Genomic DNA, 17804 nt, shown 5'->3' on the forward strand with positions numbered 1-17804 from the left:
GACGTCCCCGTTCCCCACCTACCTCAGTCCAGCAATGCGCGCCGTAAATATTTCATGGCGACGGCCATATGCTTTTCCACGCCGCTCTTGCTTATGCCCAACTGCGCGGCGACCTCCGCATGGCTGAAACCCTCCAGCTTATGCAGTTCGAACGCCTTCCGCGCCCCGGCCGGCAGGTTCATCACCGCAGAGACAAGGGTCGCGACTTCCTCGCGCGCCAGCATGTCCTCCTCCGCCGTCTGCCTCCGGTCGGCGGGTTCTGTTCCGGCCGCCACAAAGTCCGTCTCCTGGTCCGCCCATCGCCGTTCGCGCGCCATGCGCCGCTGCTTCTCCCGCAGCCGGTCAACGATCAGATTCTGCGCCATGCGGTAAAGATAGGCCCGCCCATTGCCGACCGGCCCGCTATCATGCCGGGTTGTGCGCAGCCATAATTCCTGGAGCAGGTCCTCCGCCTCCGCCGCATCGCCGGTGCGCGCCGTCAGGAAGCGCAGCAACTCGGTGCGGTGCACAGCATAGAGCGCCTTCAGACCATTATCCTGATGCGAACTCATACCCGACTGTTCGCAGAGGCGGCCTTATTGGGAAAGCATATTTTTGGAATCCGGCGGATGGCGCCGGATGACTTTGGCCGGAACGGAAAGCCCGCTCATGTCCAGTCGAGCACTTCCCATCCCTTTTGCCTGGCGAATTTCATCAGCTTTGGCGACGGATTGACCGCGATCGGTTCATCGACCCATTCGAAAGTCGGGCGATCGGACACATGATCGGAAAAAAAGCGCAGGTGCAGATCGCTCCGGTCAAGCCCGGCATCCTCCAGATAGGCCATCGTCATGCTGCGCTTGGCCGCGCCGTAGCAATTGTCGCCTTCGATGGTGGGGCGCAATATGTCGCCGTGCCAGACAGACCGGGTTGAGATGACTTCGGAAATACCGATACGGTCGGCTATCGCCTGAAGATAATAGCTGTTCGCGGCGGTGGCGAGCATGACGCGGCGGCCCTCCGCGCGCTCCTGTGCGATCCGGAGGACTCCTTTTTTCAATATCCCCTTCCGCCACAGACGATCGGCAAACCCCCTGGCGAGGGAATCGATCCTGCGCCTGGGCAGCGACCGGCCGATCAGCAAGCCATGCTGCAGCACCTTGAGCTGGCAACGGCTGACGAACCCCAGCTTGTAGGCGATCATGCCGAAAAGCATCAGCGGCAGCAATGCGATGCGCCAGGGCGCGATACGCAACGCCGCATAGATGAGGAACGGCGTGTAGGTACCGTGCCGGGTAAGGGTGCGATCGAGATCGAAGATCGAGATGGGAACCGGGATGGCGCGCGGCACAATCTGGATCGCAGGACGAGCGTCTGGTGCCGCCCGCGCGACATCGACCGATGGGCCGGGAATATCTGCGTCCAGCCGTTGCGCGTTCGTCATTGCTTGCGTCCCTTATTTGCCGTCAGCATCGTGTCGAAGCGCATGACGTCAGGCGGGATCGGCCACCTCAGTCGGGCAAAGGGTTATTTTTTGAAATGCCGGTGCGCGGCGCGGCGACGCCCCATTCGCTGATGCGCGCCATGACGGCCCGGCCAGCCGCTTCGAACCGGGCGGCGCTGAATTCGGACAGGATGCGCGCCCGGCCGCTGGCCCCCATCGACCCTGCCCGCGCCGGATCGCGGACCAGCGCGATAATGGCGCTGGCAAGCGCCTGCGCATCTTCCGGGGGTACGATCAGGCCCGTCTCGCCAGGCAATACGGAATGGGGCATTTCCCCAACGTCGGAAACGATGACCGGCAATCCCGCCTGCATCGCCTCATGCGCGGCGATGCACAGCCCCTCGGCGCGGGAGGGTTGAATATAACCGTCCAGACCGGCGAGGAAATTCCTTGGCGACGCCTGGTATCCGGCAAGCAGCAGGTTGGTGACGCCATATTGACTGGCCAGCCCGGTGAGACGGTCCCGCTCTGCGCCCTCCCCGCCGATCACGACCTGCAACCGCCCGGCAACCTCCGGCGCATCACGCGAGACAATGGCGAGGGCCGCCACGAGTATGTCATATCCCTTGTTTGGATGCAGGCGGCCAAGACTGCCGATGCGGAACATGCCGTCATTTCGTGGAAGCAAAGAGGCCGGAGCATCGGGGTCAGCGTGGAATAGCGGCCATATCATGATGTCGGCCGGGTCGATGCCCAGTTGGCTGTGGGTGAGCGCCGCGACCGACCGGGAATCCGCGACCCAGAGGCGGCTGAGGCGGCGCGTCAACGCGAGCAAGCGGCGGTTCGCCGGTTTCAGATAGGCGTTATGCTGCCAACTGACCACTGGCGTCCGCATCAACAGCCCCATGATCTGGCCGATGATCGTCGCCTGCGTCAGCGATGTCCAGATCACGGTCGGGCCGAACGCCTTCAATTCCCTGCGCAGCCAGCGGGCCGCCGCCAGATGGTCCGACTTTCCCGCCTCCGAAACCCGATAGTCGATCCCGGCGGCGTCCAGTGCGCTGGCTGCGCGGCCATCCCGGCGGGACAGGGCGAACAGCCGGACCTGTGCCCCGGACCGGATCATCGTCCCGATCACATCGGGCACGGGAAGCGCAGCGCCGCCGCCCTCCAGAGAATTGATGATATAGGCGATACGCGGGCCGGACATGTCAGGCGACCGCGCGCCATTGCGGCGCCTCTGCCTCCGCATTCACCAGGGCCAGGATCGCCCGCGCGGCGCGGTCGGCGGAGGGTTCGGCGGTCAGGTCGAAACTCATATCGAACAAGGCCCGCTGAACCGGCAGATATTGGTCATGCGTGGCCATGGCGTCGGCAAGGGCATCGCCCAGGCGGCCCGCATCCTCTATCACCGGCCCGCTCTGCCAATGCGCATAGTTGCGATCTTCCCGATAATGCACGCCATGCGTGTTCAGGAACAGGCATGGTCGCGGACGCCGCAGAAATTCATATATCTGACTGCTGACATCCCCAAGATATATGTCGGCGGCATTGCTATAGGTCATATCCGTGGACGCCAGGCTGCCCAGATCGATATGAATATTGGGCGCGCGCAGGAAGCGCGGGTCGATACGCCCGGCGCGGTCGATGCGCAGCCGGTCGATACTGACCGAAAACGGCCGTTCGAACAGCATGACGTGCGGCGCGAAGATCAGGTTGAAATCGTCATTGCGCAGGAAGAAGTCCAGCACCTGCCGCCCGGCCTTGTACCAGGAGGACAGATGCGGCGAGACATGCGGGTTGTAGAGCACCGTCGGCCGGCCATTGCCGAAGAAAGGCGCATCATCCTTCCGGGAAAGATCGAATTTGGGATAGCCGACCACTGAAACTTTCGAAGGCGGCAAGCCAGCGTCCTTTATCAGCCGGTCGCGAATTTTTTCGCCTGACGCCAGCACATGGTCGAAACCGGCGCTGGCCTTGTCGAATCCTATCGCACGATCCCCGGCGCCATGGCGGGTATGGACGATCTTCAGGTCCTCAAGCCCATAGCGCGTCTTGAGGATAAGGGACGTCTTTTCCGCCACGACAAGAATGTCCAGAGACCGGAAGAAATCCAGATTGTCGCGATAGACGAGTATCTTTGTCGCGGGCACGACATGCTCCAGCGCGCCGCTTAGCCATCTGGACGTCTTGCTCTCCAGGCCGAGTTCGACATGCTCAATCTTATGGCCAAAACCGCGCATCAGCCGTCCAACCGCCGCCTTCAACCGGGGGTTGGTGGTCGCGATGACGATGTCATGGCCCAGGCCGCTTCTGGCGAGCGCCATCGCAATGGGAAGGCTGTGGGCGACCTGATGAACCTGATCATGATTGAAAAGAAAGCCGATGCGCATCCCGGCATGACGGCGCGGTCACTCCATCACCACAGTTCCAGGCGAAAGCATTTTATGCGGGGCGGCCGCTCGCGGGCTATACTCGCTCAATGGCCAGCGCGAGGCCCATTCCCACCCCAATGCACAAAGTGGCCAGGCCCAGGCGTCCGCCGCTGCGTTCAAGCTGATGCGCAAGCGTCATTACGATCCGCGCGCCGGACATGCCCAGCGGATGACCAAGCGCAATCGCGCCGCCATTCGGATTCACATGCGCTGCATCATCGGACAGGCCAAGAGCGCGAAGAACGGCAAGCGACTGGCTGGCAAAGGCTTCGTTCAATTCTATCGCATCGAAATCAGCGATGGAGAGGCCAAGCCGCGCCATCAGCTTCTGCGTTGCGGGGACCGGCCCGATACCCATGACGCGCGGCGCGACGCCGGCCGAGGCCATGCCCAATATGCGGGCGCGCGGCCGAAGGTTATGAGCCTTCGCCGCTTCCTCGCTGGCGATGATCATGGCGGCGGCGCCGTCGTTGATCCCGGATGCGTTACCCGCCGTGACCGTGCCCTCGCCGCCGAACAGGGGCTTCAGCGCAGACAGAGCTTCCAGCGTAGTGTCCTTCCGCGGATGCTCATCCACAGCCGCTTCAACGACCTCGCCCCGCTTCCGGCTAGGCGCCGCAACGAGCGTGATCTCCTCCGCGAAATAGCCATTTTGCTGCGCAGCAAAAGCGCGCTGCTGACTGCGAAGCGCGAAAGCGTCCTGATCCGCGCGCGATATATGATAGTCCTGCGCGACATTCTCCGCCGTGCGCGGCATCGCTTCCGTCCCGTAGAGCGCGTCGAGGGCCGGATTGACGAAACGCCACCCCATCGTCGTGTCTTCCAGCTTCTGCGCGCGGCCAAAGGCGCCGGGCGATTTGCCCATGACGAAGGGCGCGCGCGTCATGCTTTCCACGCCGCCCGCGATCGCCAACGCCATTTCCCCGCTGCGGATGGCGCGCGCCGCTGCGCCGACCGCCTCCAGCCCCGACGCGCAAAGGCGGTTGAGCGTAACGCCGGGCACCTCCTGCGGCATGCCGGCAAGCAACAGGCTCATCCGCGCGACATTGCGATTGTCCTCGCCCGACTGGTTGGCGCAGCCGTAAAAGACCTCCTCGATCGCCGCCGGATCCAGCGCCGGATTGCGGGCGATCAACGCGCGCAGCGGGACCGCGCCCAGATCGTCGGCGCGCACCTGCGACAATATGCCGCCATAGCGGCCGACAGGCGTGCGGACCGCGTCGCAGATGAAGGCGTCAATCATTGGCATATCCTCTGGAAAAGCGCTCAGCCGGGCTGGAGCGCCGCCCCGGCGATCAGCGGTACTCCGGTCAATGCGCGCAGCTCATCCAGCGTCAGCCCTTCCGCCATTTCCACGACGCTCGCGCCCTGCGGAGCGATGTCGAAAATGGCGATGTCGGAATAGATGCGGGAAACGCAGGCCATCCCCGTGATGGGATAGGTGCATTGATCGACCAGCTTGCTCTCGCCCGTCTTGGTGAGCAATTCCATCATGACGAAAGTCCGCTTTGCGCCGATCGCCAGGTCCATTGCTCCGCCGACCGCCGGGATCGCATCCGGCGCGCCCGTGTGCCAGTTGGCCAGGTCGCCCCGCGTCGAGACCTGAAATGCGCCAAGCACGCAGATGTCGATATGCCCGCCGCGCATCATCGCGAAACTGTCCGCATGGTGGAAGAAACTGCCGCCCGGCAACAGCGTCACGGGTTGCTTGCCGGCATTGATGAGGTCGGGGTCCTCCGCCCCCCGCGCGGGAGCAGGTCCCATGCCAAGCAGGCCGTTTTCGCTCTGCAGGAATATCTCCCGCTCGGCCGGAAGGAAATTCGCCACCAGGGTCGGAAGGCCGATGCCCAGATTCACATAGGCCCCTTCGGGAATGTCCCGCGCCACGCGCCGCGCCATCTGCTCCCGGTTCAATCTTTGCATGGCGGCATCCCGGTCAGGCGGCCTGCGCCGCGGACGGGGCGGCGGATGCGATATGGACGATGCGCTGGACGAAAATGCCCGGCGTGACGATGGTTTCGGGATCGATGCCGCCCAATGGCGCAATCCGGGCGACCTGCGCGATTGTGCATTTCGCCGCCATCGCCATAATCGGACCGAAATTGCGCGCCGTCTTGCGGTAGACAAGATTACCCCAGCGATCCGCCGCCTCCGCCTTGATCAACGCAAAGTCGGCATGGATTGGATATTCGAGAACATAATTCTTACCGTCGATTTCCCGCGTTTCCTTCCCTTCGGCCAGGAGCGTGCCGAAACCGGTGGGCGTGAAAATGGCCCCAAGCCCGGACCCGGCGGCATGAATGCGGGCGGCCAGATTGCCCTGCGGCACAAGCTCCAGCTCTATGTCTCCCGCGCGGTAACGGGCGTCGAAATGGTGCGAGTCAGACTGCCGGGGAAAGGAGCAGATGATCTTCCGCACCCGCCCGGCGGCTATGAGCGCCGCCAGCCCCGTTTCGCCATTTCCCGCATTATTGTTGATGATCGTCAGATCGCCCGCACCCTGATCGATCAGGGCGTCAATCAACTGGTCGGGCATGCCCGCCGTGCCGAAACCGCCGATCATGACGGATGCGCCGTGGAAGATGCCTGCGACCGCCGCCGCCGGCGTAGGCACGCCCTTGTCGATCATATCACTTCCCCATTCCGTAGACCCACCTGTGATCCCGCCGCAAAAGAGAGTCAACCGATAATCGGATTATAATCCGATTATCGGACTTTCCCGCAATGAAACTGGATGCTATCGGAGCGATATGTCTCGCAAGGAATATCTATGAGCAGCGCCAGCGACCCCGATTTCATGACGTCCCTGGCGCGAGGGTTGAGCGTGATGAGCTGTTTCGCCGAACAGCGCCGCCCGCTGACGGTCGCCGATGCGAGCGGGCTGACAAAATTGAGCAAGGCGGCGACGCGCCGCTGTCTCCATACGCTGGTGGAGCTGGGATATGCGGCGCGGAACGGCCCCCACTACACCCTGATGCCCAAGGCGCTGACGTTGGGATATGCCTATCTGTCGTCCAGCGATCTGCCCGCGATCGCGCAGCCGATTCTGGATCATGTGTGCAAGACATTGCACGAATCCTGTTCGCTGGGCGTCCGCGACGGCGACGAGCTGGTCTATGTCGGCCGGTCGGAAACCGAGCGGATCATGTCCATTGCCTTGCGTGTGGGCAGCAGGCTGCCGCTTTACTGCACATCGATGGGCCGCGTGCTCCTCGCCGCGGCAAGCATTGAGGAGCAGAACGCCTATCTGGCGCGCACTGCGCTTATCCAACGTACCGACAGGACTGAAACCAGCCCCGTGAAACTCCGCGCCATTTTCGCGCAGACCGCAGAGCAGGGCTATGCCGTGGTCGATCAGGAGCTTGAAGCCGGATTGCGATCGATCGCAGTGCCGATCACCGGCAAGACAGGCATTATCGGCGCAATAAATATAGGGCTGCAGGCGAACCGGACTTCACTTGCGGATTTGCGCGCGCGCCATCTGCCAGCGTTGCGGCAAGCCGCGCGCGAGCTTTCACTGTCGGGGCTTTAACGGCCGCCGAGAAAAGCAGCAGGCGCCGCAGGCCCTATGCCCGCGACGCCTGCCGCCAGTATATTTCCTCTAGAACCCGGTTCGAAACCTAGAAGTGCACGGACGAGGAACCGGCCGAAGCGGATTTCGGCGGTGCGAACTTGGTAAGATCGATCCCTTCGACGGCAGACTTATACTCCTCGGCGTTAGGCGTGCGGCCGAGAATGGCCGACAACACCACGACCGGGGTCGAGGCCAGCAGTGATTCACCCTTCTTTTCGGCGGAATCTTCGACCACGCGGCCCTGGAACAGACGAGTGGACGTGGCGAGCACGGTGTCGCCCCTCTCGGCCTTTTCCTGATTGCCCATGCACAGATTGCAGCCCGGACGTTCGAGATAGAGGATATTCTCATACTCGGTACGATTGGTGGTTTTCGGCTTCACGTCATCAAATTCGAAGCCCGAATATTTCTGCAGAATATCCCAGTCGCCCTCGGCCTTCAGTTCGTCGATGATATTATAAGTCGGCGCAGCGACGACCAGCGGCGCCTTGAACTCGACCTTGCCGTCGGCTTTCTCGATATTCTTGAGCATCTGCGCGACGATCTTCATGTCGCCCTTGTGCACCATGCACGAGCCCACGAAGCCCAGATCGACCTTCTTGGTCCCGCCATAGTAGGAAACCGGGCGGATCGTGTCGTGGGTGTAGCGCTTGGATACATCGATATTGTTCACATCGGGATCGGCGATCATCGGCTCGTCGATAATATCCAGATCCACCACGACCTCGGCAAAATATTTTGCATTGGCGTCGGGTGCGAGCGCGGGCTTCACGCCAGAGCGGATCTCGGCGATGCGGGCGTCGGCCTTTGCGATCAGGCCCTTCAGCGTGCCTGCGGCATTTTCCATGCCCTTGTCGATCATGATCTGGATGCGCGACTTGGCGATCTCCAGCGATTCGATCAACGTCTCATCCTGCGAGATGCAGATCGAGGCCTTGGCCTTCATCTCCGCCGTCCAGTCAGTGAAGGTGAACGCCTGGTCGGCGAGCAGCGTGCCGATATGGACTTCGATGATGCGTCCCTGGAAGACATTGTCGCCGCACTGGGCCAGCATCTGCGCCTGGGTCGCATGCACCACATCGCGGAAGTCCATGTGCGGCTGCATCGTGCCCTTGAACGTCACCTTCACCGACTGCGGGATCGGCATGGTCGCCTCGCCGGTCGCAAGCGCTAGCGCGACCGTCCCGGAATCCGCGCCGAAGGCCACGCCCTTGGACATGCGGGTGTGGCTATCGCCGCCAATGATGATCGCCCAGTCATCCACGGTGATGTCGTTCAGCACCTTGTGAATGACGTCCGTCATCGAATGATAGACGCCCTTCGGATCGCGGGCGGTGATCAGGCCGAAATTGTTCATGAAGCTCATCAGCTTCGGAATGTTCGCCTGCGCCTTCTTGTCCCAGACGGACGCCGTGTGGCAGCCCGACTGATAGGCGCCGTCAACAAGCGGAGAGATGACGGTCGCCGCCATCGCTTCAAGCTCTTGTGCGGTCATCAGGCCGGTGGTGTCCTGGGAACCGACGATGTTCACCTTCACGCGCACGTCCGAACCGGCGTGCAATATCTTGCCCGGCGTCACGCCCACGGCGTTGCGGTTGAAGATCTTCTCGACCGCGGTCAGGCCCTGGCCCTCGACGGTGATCTCCTTGTTCGGCGCGTAGACCGGGGTTGGTTCGATCCCAAGGGTCTCGGCGGCGAAGGACTGGAGCTTCTTGCCAAAGACGATGGCATAGGAGCTGCCGGCTTTCATGAATTCCATCTTCTGCGGCGTGAATGCGGCCGCGACGTCGACCAGCTCCTCGCCATTCTCGTCGCAGAGCTTCCGGTTCTTCACGTCGATTTTCAGCACAGTGCCGGTTTCGACCGAGAATTTCTGTTCAAGGACCGGGTTGCCGTCATTGTTGATGATCGGCTTGCCCTCTCCGTCGGTCTTCTTGGCCCAGTTCTTCAGGTTGATGCCGATGCCGCCGGTCACGTCGACGGTGGTCGCGAAGATCGGCGAGATGCCGTTGGTGCCGCCCACCACGGGCGCAAAATTGACGAAGGGCACATAGGGGCTGGACTGCTTGCCGGTCCACAGCGCCACATTGTTCACGCCGGACATGCGCGACGAGCCGACGCCCATCGTGCCCTTTTCGGCGATCAGCATCACGCGCTTGTCGGGATGCTGCGCCTTGAGCGCCACAATGGCCTGCTGCGCTTCGGGCGAAATCATGCACTGGCCATGCAGTTCGCGGTCCGAACGCGAATGCGCCTGGTTTCCGGGGGACAGCAGATCGGTCGAGATATCGCCTTCGCCGGCGATGAAGGTGACGACCTTGATCTCATCTTCGACATCTGGAAGCTTGGTGAAGAACTCGGCCGCGGCATAGCTTTCCAGAACATCCTTCGCGACGGCATTGCCCGCCTGGAGGGCATCCCGCAGACGGAACATGTCGGCGTCATAAAGGAAAACCTGGGTCTTGAGCACTTCGCCCGCCTGCTTGGCGATCGCGGCATCGTCACCGAGCGCGATGTCGAGCAGCACTTCAACCGAGGGACCGCCCTTCATATGCGACAGCAGCTCAAGGGCGAAGGCGGGGGTAATCTCCGGGATGGCGGTGACGCCCAGGATGATCTGCTTCAAGAAGGCGGCCTTGACCACCGCGGCGCTCGTTGTGCCGGGGAGCGTATTGTAGATGAAGAATTTGAGCGCGTCGGCGCGATGCTCGTTACCCGCATCCACGATCAGGGCAATGACCTCACCAAGAAGTATGCCGTCGTCGATCGGCTTGGGGGCAAGCCCCTGCTCTTCTCTGCTTTTGATTTCGGCCAAGTAATCCAGGTAGATGCTCATCGTAATCCCACCATCATGAAGTGCATGGAGTTGAACGCAATGCGCCAGCCATTTTATCGACCGGCCCAAGGCTTGACGGGTTTCCGGTACGCCAACGGCGTCCGGCTGGCAAGGCGGCGCGCCTCGTCAAAAAATACCGTTTTGAGACCGGAGTAAATCGCTTGGAGCGCCTGCTCGCATGCTCGCTAGATAGGAAGTATGAAATCGCCCTTAAATGAGCGTCGACGCTCGCCGGCGAGATCGCGTATCGGGCCGCCGCCCAATTGCGCAGCCAAGCTGCGATGCGCCTCTTTCCGGCTCAAAGCCAAGCCGGCAAGTTAAGCATCCGATTTTAAAAGGATTAGCCGATCCCTCACGATAGTCTTGCGCGTCGTGAAAAGGACTTTTGGCGGAGACGCCGCCCATCACAACTACGGACATTTTCGGCTAAATTGCGTGGTTCTTAAAGCTTACCTAATTCCGATACCCCAACTTATACCCCTACCGCTGTCATGCGGCCGACACCCACCCCATGGGATTGGCAACCCAGGAATCGATATCCGATTCGTACCACGCCACCAGCCCGGCGCTGAGCTGGACCGGCCGAGGAAAGCTGCCGGCGGCGATGCGGCGGTATATGGTTGTCCGCGAGAGCCGTGTTCTGGCCTTCACGTCGGCCAGGCGACAGAAGTTGTCTTTGGACCGGTCGGTCATTGCTTCGTGCCCTCTGGCCACAGGAGGTTGCCGGCAGCATCCTCTATCCGAACGGTGCCTGGGTTCGCCTCTGCGTGCGCGTTCAGATCGTCATCGCTTGGGAGGTCGATGACGTAAAAGCCCTCTTTCCGAAAAAACAGGCGTGGCACCCATTCTGAGCGCGGCGGAAGAGGCTTCCCAGTGGCGTAGGTCTTTTCGGTCATTGCTTCGTCGCTCCATGCCCAATAGCAAGCGCAACGTCGGCGCGCACGATTGCAGCCATCTCATCGAGAGCCTTCAGTGCCCGTTCCGGTGGTATATGGGCCACCGCAATGATCGTGGCCGCCCGATAAAGGACCCCGGCAGCCTCCGATGGCTGAAATGTGCGTTGGGCTGCAACGTTCGCCAGATCTGCGGCAACGTCATCCATAAGCTCATCGTCCATAGGCGCTTGTGGTCGGTCCAGGCCTAGCTTCGCATTTAATTCGCGGTTTCGCCGACCGAGAACTTGCGCCTCAAAGGCGGCGGTTACGATACGGATCCATATTTGCGGGACCGTGATCTCCGGACCCATATCTCCGCGCTTCCATTCCTCTGCGGCGCGAAGGGCGGCGTCGAGCGAGGGGAGCGGGGCCAGCATTGTATTAAGGTGCTTCGCAACGGCCATAGCGCCCTCCTCATATGAAGGCGGGAGGTTATCGTTCATCATCATCCTCCAATAGGCAGGGGTAGATCCGGCGCGGATCAAGGCAAGACAGACACTCACAGCCGTGAGGATCTTCGGGCTTCTGCGGAAGCAAAAGTGCTGGGAGCGAGGCTCCTTGGGATTCCATGGGACACCTCACGGCCCACCTTCCCTTCGCTCGCGAAGTTCGGCAAAATAGCGATCATCTTGCTCTTTTATGAGCTTGAAAAAGCCGGCGAGGCCGCAGTCGCCATCGGTCGGATGAAACAACTCGCCTGGCATGGCCGCGATCTCTCGTGCCACCCCGATTAGCGCGCGCCGAACCCTCCCCCCACCTGAATCCATGCGTCTCTTAAGCGCCTCCCCTAGAAGAAAGGCAGCAATGCGATCACGCATTTGCTCGCTCGCCCGGAGTTCGGCCTCCCGGCTCATACGTTCACCCTTCCAGCATCATCATACGCCATCAACAATGTTTCCCGGAGCCGCTGCGCCCGCTCGTCTCCGCCCTTCGCCTGGGCCAAGAAACTGGCCCAGCCCTTCATGTCGAAGGTTCGCAGTCCCGCCGCGAGCCGCTCCGGGTCGAAGTTATCGGGCGGTCGGACCAGGATGCGGCAGAGCGCGGTGAATACTGGGGAGCCGGCGACGAGGCGCTCGCCCGGGAAGGCCTTCGCCATCATGTCGAGGGCCTGGCTGACCACGGCAGCGCCATGCTTCCGAAGCACGGCCCCGATCGCCGAGGTGAATGCCACCTCGCCCGGCACCCACGACGCCACGCCGGTTTTTCGCGAGACAGTGAAGCCAGCCGCCTCTATCAGTTCCGCGATCTGAAGCGCCTCTGCATCCCCGCCAGCCTGGGCAGCATGGAAATCATCTAGCCGATTGATGGCGCGCCGGGCGCGGTTCATCGCCACGAACATCGCTGCCTCGTCCGCCACGCTGCCGTAGACGCCAACGCAGCAAGGCAGATATGAGATATCGCCGCGCAACATCGCGGCCGCATGCCGGTGCTGGCCGTCGATTACCCATAGCGACCCGTCATCGCGCTTCGACACGACCAGCGGCAGGCACATCCGCCAATCCCATGACCGCGCGATCCTCTCAATCAGGGCCTTGCTCGGCCCGGTGTCGATCGACCGCTGATAGCCATCGTCAATGTTGAGCTCTGCCGGGTTCCGATTCTCGATCGATGGCGGCATCCCGAGTGGCGGGGCGAACTTTGCCTTCCGAGCGACCGCTGTCCTCGTTGGTTGTGGCGATATCGCCACAACTGCTTTGACCTTGGGCTGTGGTCGCGTAGCGATATCGCTACTCGCGCGGATGCGACGTGTGATCTCATCTGTATCGTCATCCCGCGGCGCAACTTCCGCTTCCGGCCCGCTGGACGGCGTACGGGGCAGGTTTCCATATCCGGCCTCGCCTTCTTCAAGTTCCGCAACGAAGGATTTCACGCTATCGGGATGCATCGTCCACGGCTCTCCGTTCCGCTCGATGGCCGCGAACCCTACGTGCACGCGCGCCTGCCCTCGCTTCGTCTTGATAAGGAACGTGCCGTTGGGCTGGCGCTCGCCGACCATATAGGCGCGCACCCAAGGCTCGGGCTCCCGACCCTTATTTATCCATGATCGGATCGACGGCGCGGCGGCTGGCATTATCGGCCTCGCCCTTTGGAGCCGGGCGACGGGGGGGGCGTTGCCGCCCGGCTCCACCAGCCGCAGGCGGGGGCTTTGCGGCTGGATTTGGTTGGGTGATGACGCGAGCAATTTCCTTCAGGACGATGTATCGGCGGCCGGGATTCCTGGCGCTTTGACGCTCGGCTTCCTCGCCGGCCTCGCCCACCGTTTCAAAGCGCGTCCGCTCCAGTCTCGCGCCGTTGCGGCAGACGGCGAAAGCGTAGTTTTGCCGAGGCCTGATGGTGCGTTCGTCCATCAGAAAGTGTGTCCGACGGCAGCGTGTAGCTTGCGCTCGCACTCCGTTAGGAGCACCCAGGCGATGTTATGCCAGCGCGCCTCGCTCCGTTCGGGCGGCACCGATGAAAGCATGTCGCCCTTCATGACCGCCGAAATAAGCGCGTACGCTTCGCTCATGGCATCAAGCAATTTGTCCCGCTCAGACTCGGCCGCCTTGACACGCTCGTCCGAGTTGGGGCTGCCTTGATGCAGGCAGCCACTGGCCTTCATAAAATCGGCCAGTGTTTTGCTGACGAGCATCGCCGCCCGAACGCGATCCTCTCGTGTGTTGCTTGGCGTCGCACACGCTATGGTGTGGGCGGCATTGGCATCCAGAAATGCTTGATAGAGGCGGGATTGCTCATCATCCGGGAAAAAAGGCGTGATTTGTTCGACTTTCATGCTGCCTCCTTCGCGCGCGACGCGCGCTGTTCTCTGAATTTTTGCAGGTCGACGGGCTCGCCTCCGCCAGGATCATCGCCATCCTCCTCCATCGGGACATATGATCCGCACGCGCGGGTCCGATGCGTCACAGGCTGGACGCTCATTGCTGCGTGGTTCACCGCAATGACCTGAGGAGGTTTTAGCTCGCACACCCCGATCTCGGACGACGATTCCTCCGGCGCCCGAAGCATCGAGTGCACCGGCGCGCCTGGGCGCCAGAAAACGCAATCACCGCAATTCATGCGGCACCGGTCAGACGGCGCGCATCGGCCGCAAGCGCTTCGATTAGCCAATCTGGCTTAGTCGAGCATGCATATTCGCTGATTATCAATCGGGCCTTCGCCTCCAGATCCTGGATGCAGGAGACTGGCGCTGCGATGGCGCGATCGGCCTGATCGCCCGCCGCGGCGAACGCTTTCTCTCCTAGCCCCCCATCGCTGGGGTCCGCCTCCACCAGCTCATCTGCTAATGCGCGGAGCCGCTGCCATTCTGCATACGCAAGCGAAAATTCTTGCGAAGGCGGCCAGTCCGGTACTGCGGCGAAGCGCTTGGCCTCCGCCTCGAACATTGCATCCCAACAGTCAGCTCCCCGCTTGTCGCCCTTCGCAATCAGATATTTGAATGCAAATGCACCAGCGCTCGGAGAGGGTATTGCCATCAGAGCTTCTTCGGCATCGGCAGTGATGTCCTGAAGCCGGTCTGCCTCGGCCCACACCTCAGGAGCGATATAGTCCGGCGCGTCTGGAGTTGCGCGCCACGCGTCTATCCCAGTCGCTATGTCGTGAGCCATCTCTGCGGTGCGCGCGGCGCGGTATGCCGTAAGGGCGGCCTCCCACTGAAGGCTCACGCCGCGTTACCTTTTTTCAGAGAGCGAATTTCCGCTCGGAGCGCATCCGCTTCGGTCTCAGCGATGTGGGCACCAAGCGCTATCAGCGTTCGAATTCCCCCTATCGCGAGCTCTCTCGACGCCCGCGTCATTTCCTCAATGGCGCTTTCGGGGACCTCGCCATAGACTTTAGACGGCCAGTCCTTCGGGCAGTTCGCCCGATCATAGCATTCTCTGTGCTGCGTGACGCTTTCGCCGTCCTCGATCGCGACCCTAAGAAGTTGCGTCATCGCATACGCTTGGCTCAGAAACCGCTGGGCGTCTTCCTCACAAAACGGACGCGAGCCATCGAACATGCGGAAGTCTGTGATCGGTTCCATTTCAAAGCCCTCCCACAGCGCAGACCTTGGCGTGACGCCGTATGAAAGCTGCAACCGATACGGATCGGTCGGCCTTCGTGAGGGGGTTATTTCGGAATTGCGCCAGCTGACGACGCATTTCTGCTGCTCGCAAGGCGCTATCGCCCCGCGACTGAATGCTGTTAGGCACGTCGGGTCCTCCTGTCGTAGAGCGCAGGATCGGCCGAGCAGCTGATGGTGTTAAGCGATTGCCGCCGTCAGCGCGTTCCTGCGTTTTCAGCGTCTTCGGACCACACGGTCGATCAGCTGATGGACCAACGTTAACGAGGTATATTTACCGCGTCAATAAAAATGTGCGGTAGGTTTACCGCACTAGTTCAATCCTAGGAGGTCGGACATTGACAACATCCGGTGTGCGCCCAACGCAATTGTGCGTGGCACGAGCAACCGCGCGCGATCCCTGGGGCGCTCTACTTCGATATGCTCGATCGCATATGCTATCACGCGCACAAACATGAACCGCATTGCCTTCGTCAATTTTGCATCTCGAATGTGCAGTAGGGCAAAATCACCAGGCTTGGGCTCTCTATCGATAGAGAAGATAAAAAGCTCGGGTTTAGCGGTGAGGTGGGATGTAACTGCCTGCGACAAGACGGTCCCGTAAAGAATACCATAACCCTCAGCCCCACTGGGCCTCCGAGCCCGCGCGGCCGCTTCTTTGAGATCGATGCTATGAAGCTGGTCGCTAACCACTTCCCCAAATTCATCGACAAAGACAAAGTCGTTCAAATGCCCGAAGTCTTCGAAGATTGGGATTGATTCTGTGCCGCCAGCCTCTTCGATAAGCGCCTCAACATCCGATCGGCGCGTAGCGGCGATATCACCGCTGGCAAAACGCTGCTCGATAAGCGCCCCGCTATCGTCTATCTGAGGCAGGCCTTTCTCCAGCCGGATCTTATTGAGAAACCGCCGCGTGCGTGCGTCGAGCGTGGGGTCGTCAGAATTCCCGGCGAGATAGGCTGGGGGCAGCTGAAGCACAGCCGCCAAGTCGGTGATCTTCTGCCAAGAGGGCACAACCCCCCTCGAAAACACAAAACGGAGAGTGTCAGGTTGGCCTGTTGCAGCCAGGGACGCAGCCCTCGCTGAAAGCCCAAGTTTCGTCAGCGCCGCCTGTGCCCGCAACGCAATAATGTCATTCTTGCCATCCATGCGGCACCTATACCGCGAAATACCGCGGGGAGAACGCGGTAAATATACCGTTGACGGTGCGGTATCTGTACCGTATTTGGACATGATGCTGGATTTACGACAAATATTGCTCGGTCTGGCCGAGAGCTATGAGACGGCCTCGGCAGATCGCCGCGGACGCTCCCTCGCTAGAATCGCTACAATCGTAGTCAATCGAGGGGCGTTCTTCGAGAGGCTCCGCGCCGGCAGCACCTGCACCTTGCAGAGTTTTCAGATATTTGTTGAGTGGTTCGCTGACAGCAATAACTGGCCCGATCAGCAAATTCCGCCCGAGGCAGGATCTATCATAGAAGGGCTAAGAAGCATGCAAAGCGCTGAAGCGCCTTTTGCGTGAGAAACATGACTCTTGATGACATCTCCTTGCCCAGCACCACCGAGGCCGAAGGCGGAATAATTGCTGCGCTGCTCGCCCACAACAAGTTCTATGACGGAGTTGCGGCGCGGCTACGCGCCGAACATTTCTCGGAAGCCATATTTGGCAGGGTCTATTCCGAAATAGGCAACATCCTAGCAACCGGCGTCGAAGCTAATGCCATCTCCGTCTCACGGGCGCTTTCCTCGGAGCCAGCCTTTGCCGAACTTGGCGGAGCAAAGTATCTGCTGGGTCTCTCGGATAGCCTATATGCCTCCGCCGGGGTAGGCGCCGTCGACCATGTCATTGACATGGCGCGCCGAAGAGCCCTGCGCGATCAACTGCTCCACGCGGCGGCCAGTCTCTCAGATTTGTCGAAGGACATTGGCCTTACTGCGGAAGCGGTCGAGGCGGGAATTACCGAAGTGCAGTCTCGATCTGCCGTGAAGCGTAATGCTCGCTTCGGGGACGCTTACACCGAGGCCCTCGATCGAATCGATGCGCTGGCGCGGGGCGAAATAGAAGCCGGGCTGCTCGTGTATGGTTGGTCCGACTTCAATGAGCTCACCGATGGCATCAGGCCGGGAGACTATGTGCTGGTCGGCGCCCGAGCCAGCATGGGGAAGGCGCAACCCGACGACTGCAAGGTTCTGACGCCCACTGGCTGGGTTCAGATGGGCAGCCTGAATATAGGTGACGAGTTGGCTTCTCACGACGGGGCCGCATCTGAAGTGACAGGCATATTCCCCCAGGGCGAGCGGCAGGTATACCGCATTACCCTGTCGGATGGACTGTCAATCGGCGCGCAAACGGGGACCGGGATCGGCGTTCAATAGGGGACCGGGGTTTGATGCGCGCTTACGCCTGTCATCGGTCGTGCAATTCTCCGCAAAAGTGGGCTTTGAAAATTCCCTAGTTGGTGGCCCCTTCATCTCATTCTGCCGGGGCTAGCCCCGGCAGAATGAGATGAGCCGACATTGTCCTCATCTCCTTTGCAGACACGG

At 61.3% G+C, this 17804-nt stretch carries 20 protein-coding genes; 2 read left to right on the plus strand and 18 right to left on the minus strand.

Features of this window, described 5'->3' with window-relative positions; translation table 11 throughout:
• Window positions 1-23 precede the first annotated feature (23 nt).
• From KFK14_RS17485 to KFK14_RS17515, 7 genes are all read right to left on the minus strand, one after another.
• A complete protein-coding gene (locus KFK14_RS17485) occupies window positions 24-551 on the minus strand; it encodes an RNA polymerase sigma factor (protein ID WP_212608550.1) in 528 nt (175 codons plus the stop codon).
• 95 nt (window positions 552-646) lie between these two features.
• Window positions 647-1423, minus strand: a complete 777-nt coding sequence (locus tag KFK14_RS17490; protein WP_212608551.1) for an HAD family hydrolase — start codon at window positions 1421-1423, stop codon at window positions 647-649.
• 67 nt (window positions 1424-1490) lie between these two features.
• Window positions 1491-2633 (minus strand): glycosyltransferase family 4 protein, encoded by a 1143-nt coding sequence (locus tag KFK14_RS17495; protein ID WP_212608552.1) that lies wholly within the window; start codon window positions 2631-2633, stop codon window positions 1491-1493.
• Between the two features lies 1 nt (window position 2634).
• Window positions 2635-3816 (minus strand): hypothetical protein, encoded by a 1182-nt coding sequence (locus KFK14_RS17500; RefSeq protein WP_212608553.1) that lies wholly within the window; start codon window positions 3814-3816, stop codon window positions 2635-2637.
• Window positions 3817-3892: 76 nt separating this feature from the next.
• Window positions 3893-5101 (minus strand): 3-oxoadipyl-CoA thiolase, encoded by a 1209-nt coding sequence (gene pcaF, locus KFK14_RS17505; protein WP_212608554.1) that lies wholly within the window; start codon window positions 5099-5101, stop codon window positions 3893-3895.
• Window positions 5102-5124: 23 nt separating this feature from the next.
• Entirely contained in the window at window positions 5125-5781 is a 657-nt protein-coding gene (locus KFK14_RS17510; RefSeq protein ID WP_212608555.1) for a 3-oxoacid CoA-transferase subunit B, read from the minus strand.
• Window positions 5782-5794: 13 nt separating this feature from the next.
• Window positions 5795-6487, minus strand: coding sequence for a 3-oxoacid CoA-transferase subunit A (locus KFK14_RS17515; protein ID WP_070155182.1), 693 nt, complete (start codon window positions 6485-6487; stop codon window positions 5795-5797).
• 141 nt (window positions 6488-6628) lie between these two features.
• Here KFK14_RS17515 and KFK14_RS17520 point away from each other — a divergent pair, with 141 nt between their 5' ends.
• Window positions 6629-7390 carry an IclR family transcriptional regulator domain-containing protein gene (locus KFK14_RS17520; protein ID WP_212608556.1) on the plus strand — a complete coding sequence of 254 codons (762 nt, stop codon included), beginning with the start codon at window positions 6629-6631 and terminating at the stop codon, window positions 7388-7390.
• 88 nt (window positions 7391-7478) lie between these two features.
• On the opposite strand, the gene KFK14_RS17525 is transcribed toward KFK14_RS17520, so the two are convergent.
• The 11 genes from KFK14_RS17525 to KFK14_RS17575 all read right to left on the minus strand — a co-directional run bounded on the left by KFK14_RS17525 (window position 7479) and on the right by KFK14_RS17575 (window position 16409).
• Window positions 7479-10268: a bifunctional aconitate hydratase 2/2-methylisocitrate dehydratase gene (locus KFK14_RS17525; protein ID WP_212608557.1), complete on the minus strand. Its 2790-nt coding sequence runs from the start codon at window positions 10266-10268 to the stop codon at window positions 7479-7481.
• 489 nt (window positions 10269-10757) lie between these two features.
• Window positions 10758-10961, minus strand: coding sequence for a helix-turn-helix transcriptional regulator (locus KFK14_RS17530; RefSeq protein ID WP_212608558.1), 204 nt, complete (start codon window positions 10959-10961; stop codon window positions 10758-10760).
• Complete coding sequence (locus KFK14_RS17535; protein ID WP_212608559.1) at window positions 10958-11164, minus strand: hypothetical protein; 207 nt, start codon at window positions 11162-11164, stop codon at window positions 10958-10960. The genes KFK14_RS17530 and KFK14_RS17535 overlap by 4 nt, the downstream gene beginning before the upstream one ends.
• Window positions 11161-11607, minus strand: coding sequence for a hypothetical protein (locus tag KFK14_RS17540; protein ID WP_212608560.1), 447 nt, complete (start codon window positions 11605-11607; stop codon window positions 11161-11163). The genes KFK14_RS17535 and KFK14_RS17540 overlap by 4 nt, the downstream gene beginning before the upstream one ends.
• A 174-nt stretch (window positions 11608-11781) precedes the next feature.
• The gene (locus KFK14_RS17545; protein WP_212608561.1) at window positions 11782-12057 is read right to left on the minus strand and encodes a hypothetical protein; all 276 of its coding nucleotides are present in this window, start codon (window positions 12055-12057) and stop codon (window positions 11782-11784) included.
• On the minus strand, window positions 12054-13211 hold the full coding sequence (locus KFK14_RS17550; protein WP_212608562.1) for a DUF6551 family protein: 1158 nt from the start codon (window positions 13209-13211) through the stop codon (window positions 12054-12056). Before KFK14_RS17550 ends, KFK14_RS17545 begins: the two co-directional genes overlap by 4 nt.
• A 22-nt stretch (window positions 13212-13233) precedes the next feature.
• Window positions 13234-13551 (minus strand): hypothetical protein, encoded by a 318-nt coding sequence (locus KFK14_RS17555; RefSeq protein ID WP_212608563.1) that lies wholly within the window; start codon window positions 13549-13551, stop codon window positions 13234-13236.
• Complete coding sequence (locus KFK14_RS17560) at window positions 13551-13973, minus strand: hypothetical protein (RefSeq protein WP_212608564.1); 423 nt, start codon at window positions 13971-13973, stop codon at window positions 13551-13553. The genes KFK14_RS17555 and KFK14_RS17560 overlap by 1 nt, the downstream gene beginning before the upstream one ends.
• Window positions 13974-14253: 280 nt before the next feature.
• Window positions 14254-14862 (minus strand): hypothetical protein, encoded by a 609-nt coding sequence (locus KFK14_RS17565; protein WP_212608565.1) that lies wholly within the window; start codon window positions 14860-14862, stop codon window positions 14254-14256.
• Window positions 14859-15221 carry a hypothetical protein gene (locus KFK14_RS17570; RefSeq protein WP_212608566.1) on the minus strand — a complete coding sequence of 121 codons (363 nt, stop codon included), beginning with the start codon at window positions 15219-15221 and terminating at the stop codon, window positions 14859-14861. The genes KFK14_RS17565 and KFK14_RS17570 overlap by 4 nt, the downstream gene beginning before the upstream one ends.
• A 351-nt stretch (window positions 15222-15572) precedes the next feature.
• Entirely contained in the window at window positions 15573-16409 is an 837-nt protein-coding gene (locus KFK14_RS17575) for a hypothetical protein (protein WP_212608567.1), read from the minus strand.
• 378 nt (window positions 16410-16787) lie between these two features.
• On the opposite strand from KFK14_RS17575, the gene KFK14_RS17580 reads away from it, so the two are divergent.
• Entirely contained in the window at window positions 16788-17636 is an 849-nt protein-coding gene (locus KFK14_RS17580; protein ID WP_212608568.1) for a DnaB-like helicase N-terminal domain-containing protein, read from the plus strand.
• Window positions 17637-17804: the final 168 nt, after the last annotated feature.

Origin of the sequence: Sphingobium phenoxybenzoativorans, assembly GCF_018286635.1 — a bacterium.
Taxonomy (GTDB): Bacteria; Pseudomonadota; Alphaproteobacteria; order Sphingomonadales; family Sphingomonadaceae; genus Sphingobium; species Sphingobium phenoxybenzoativorans.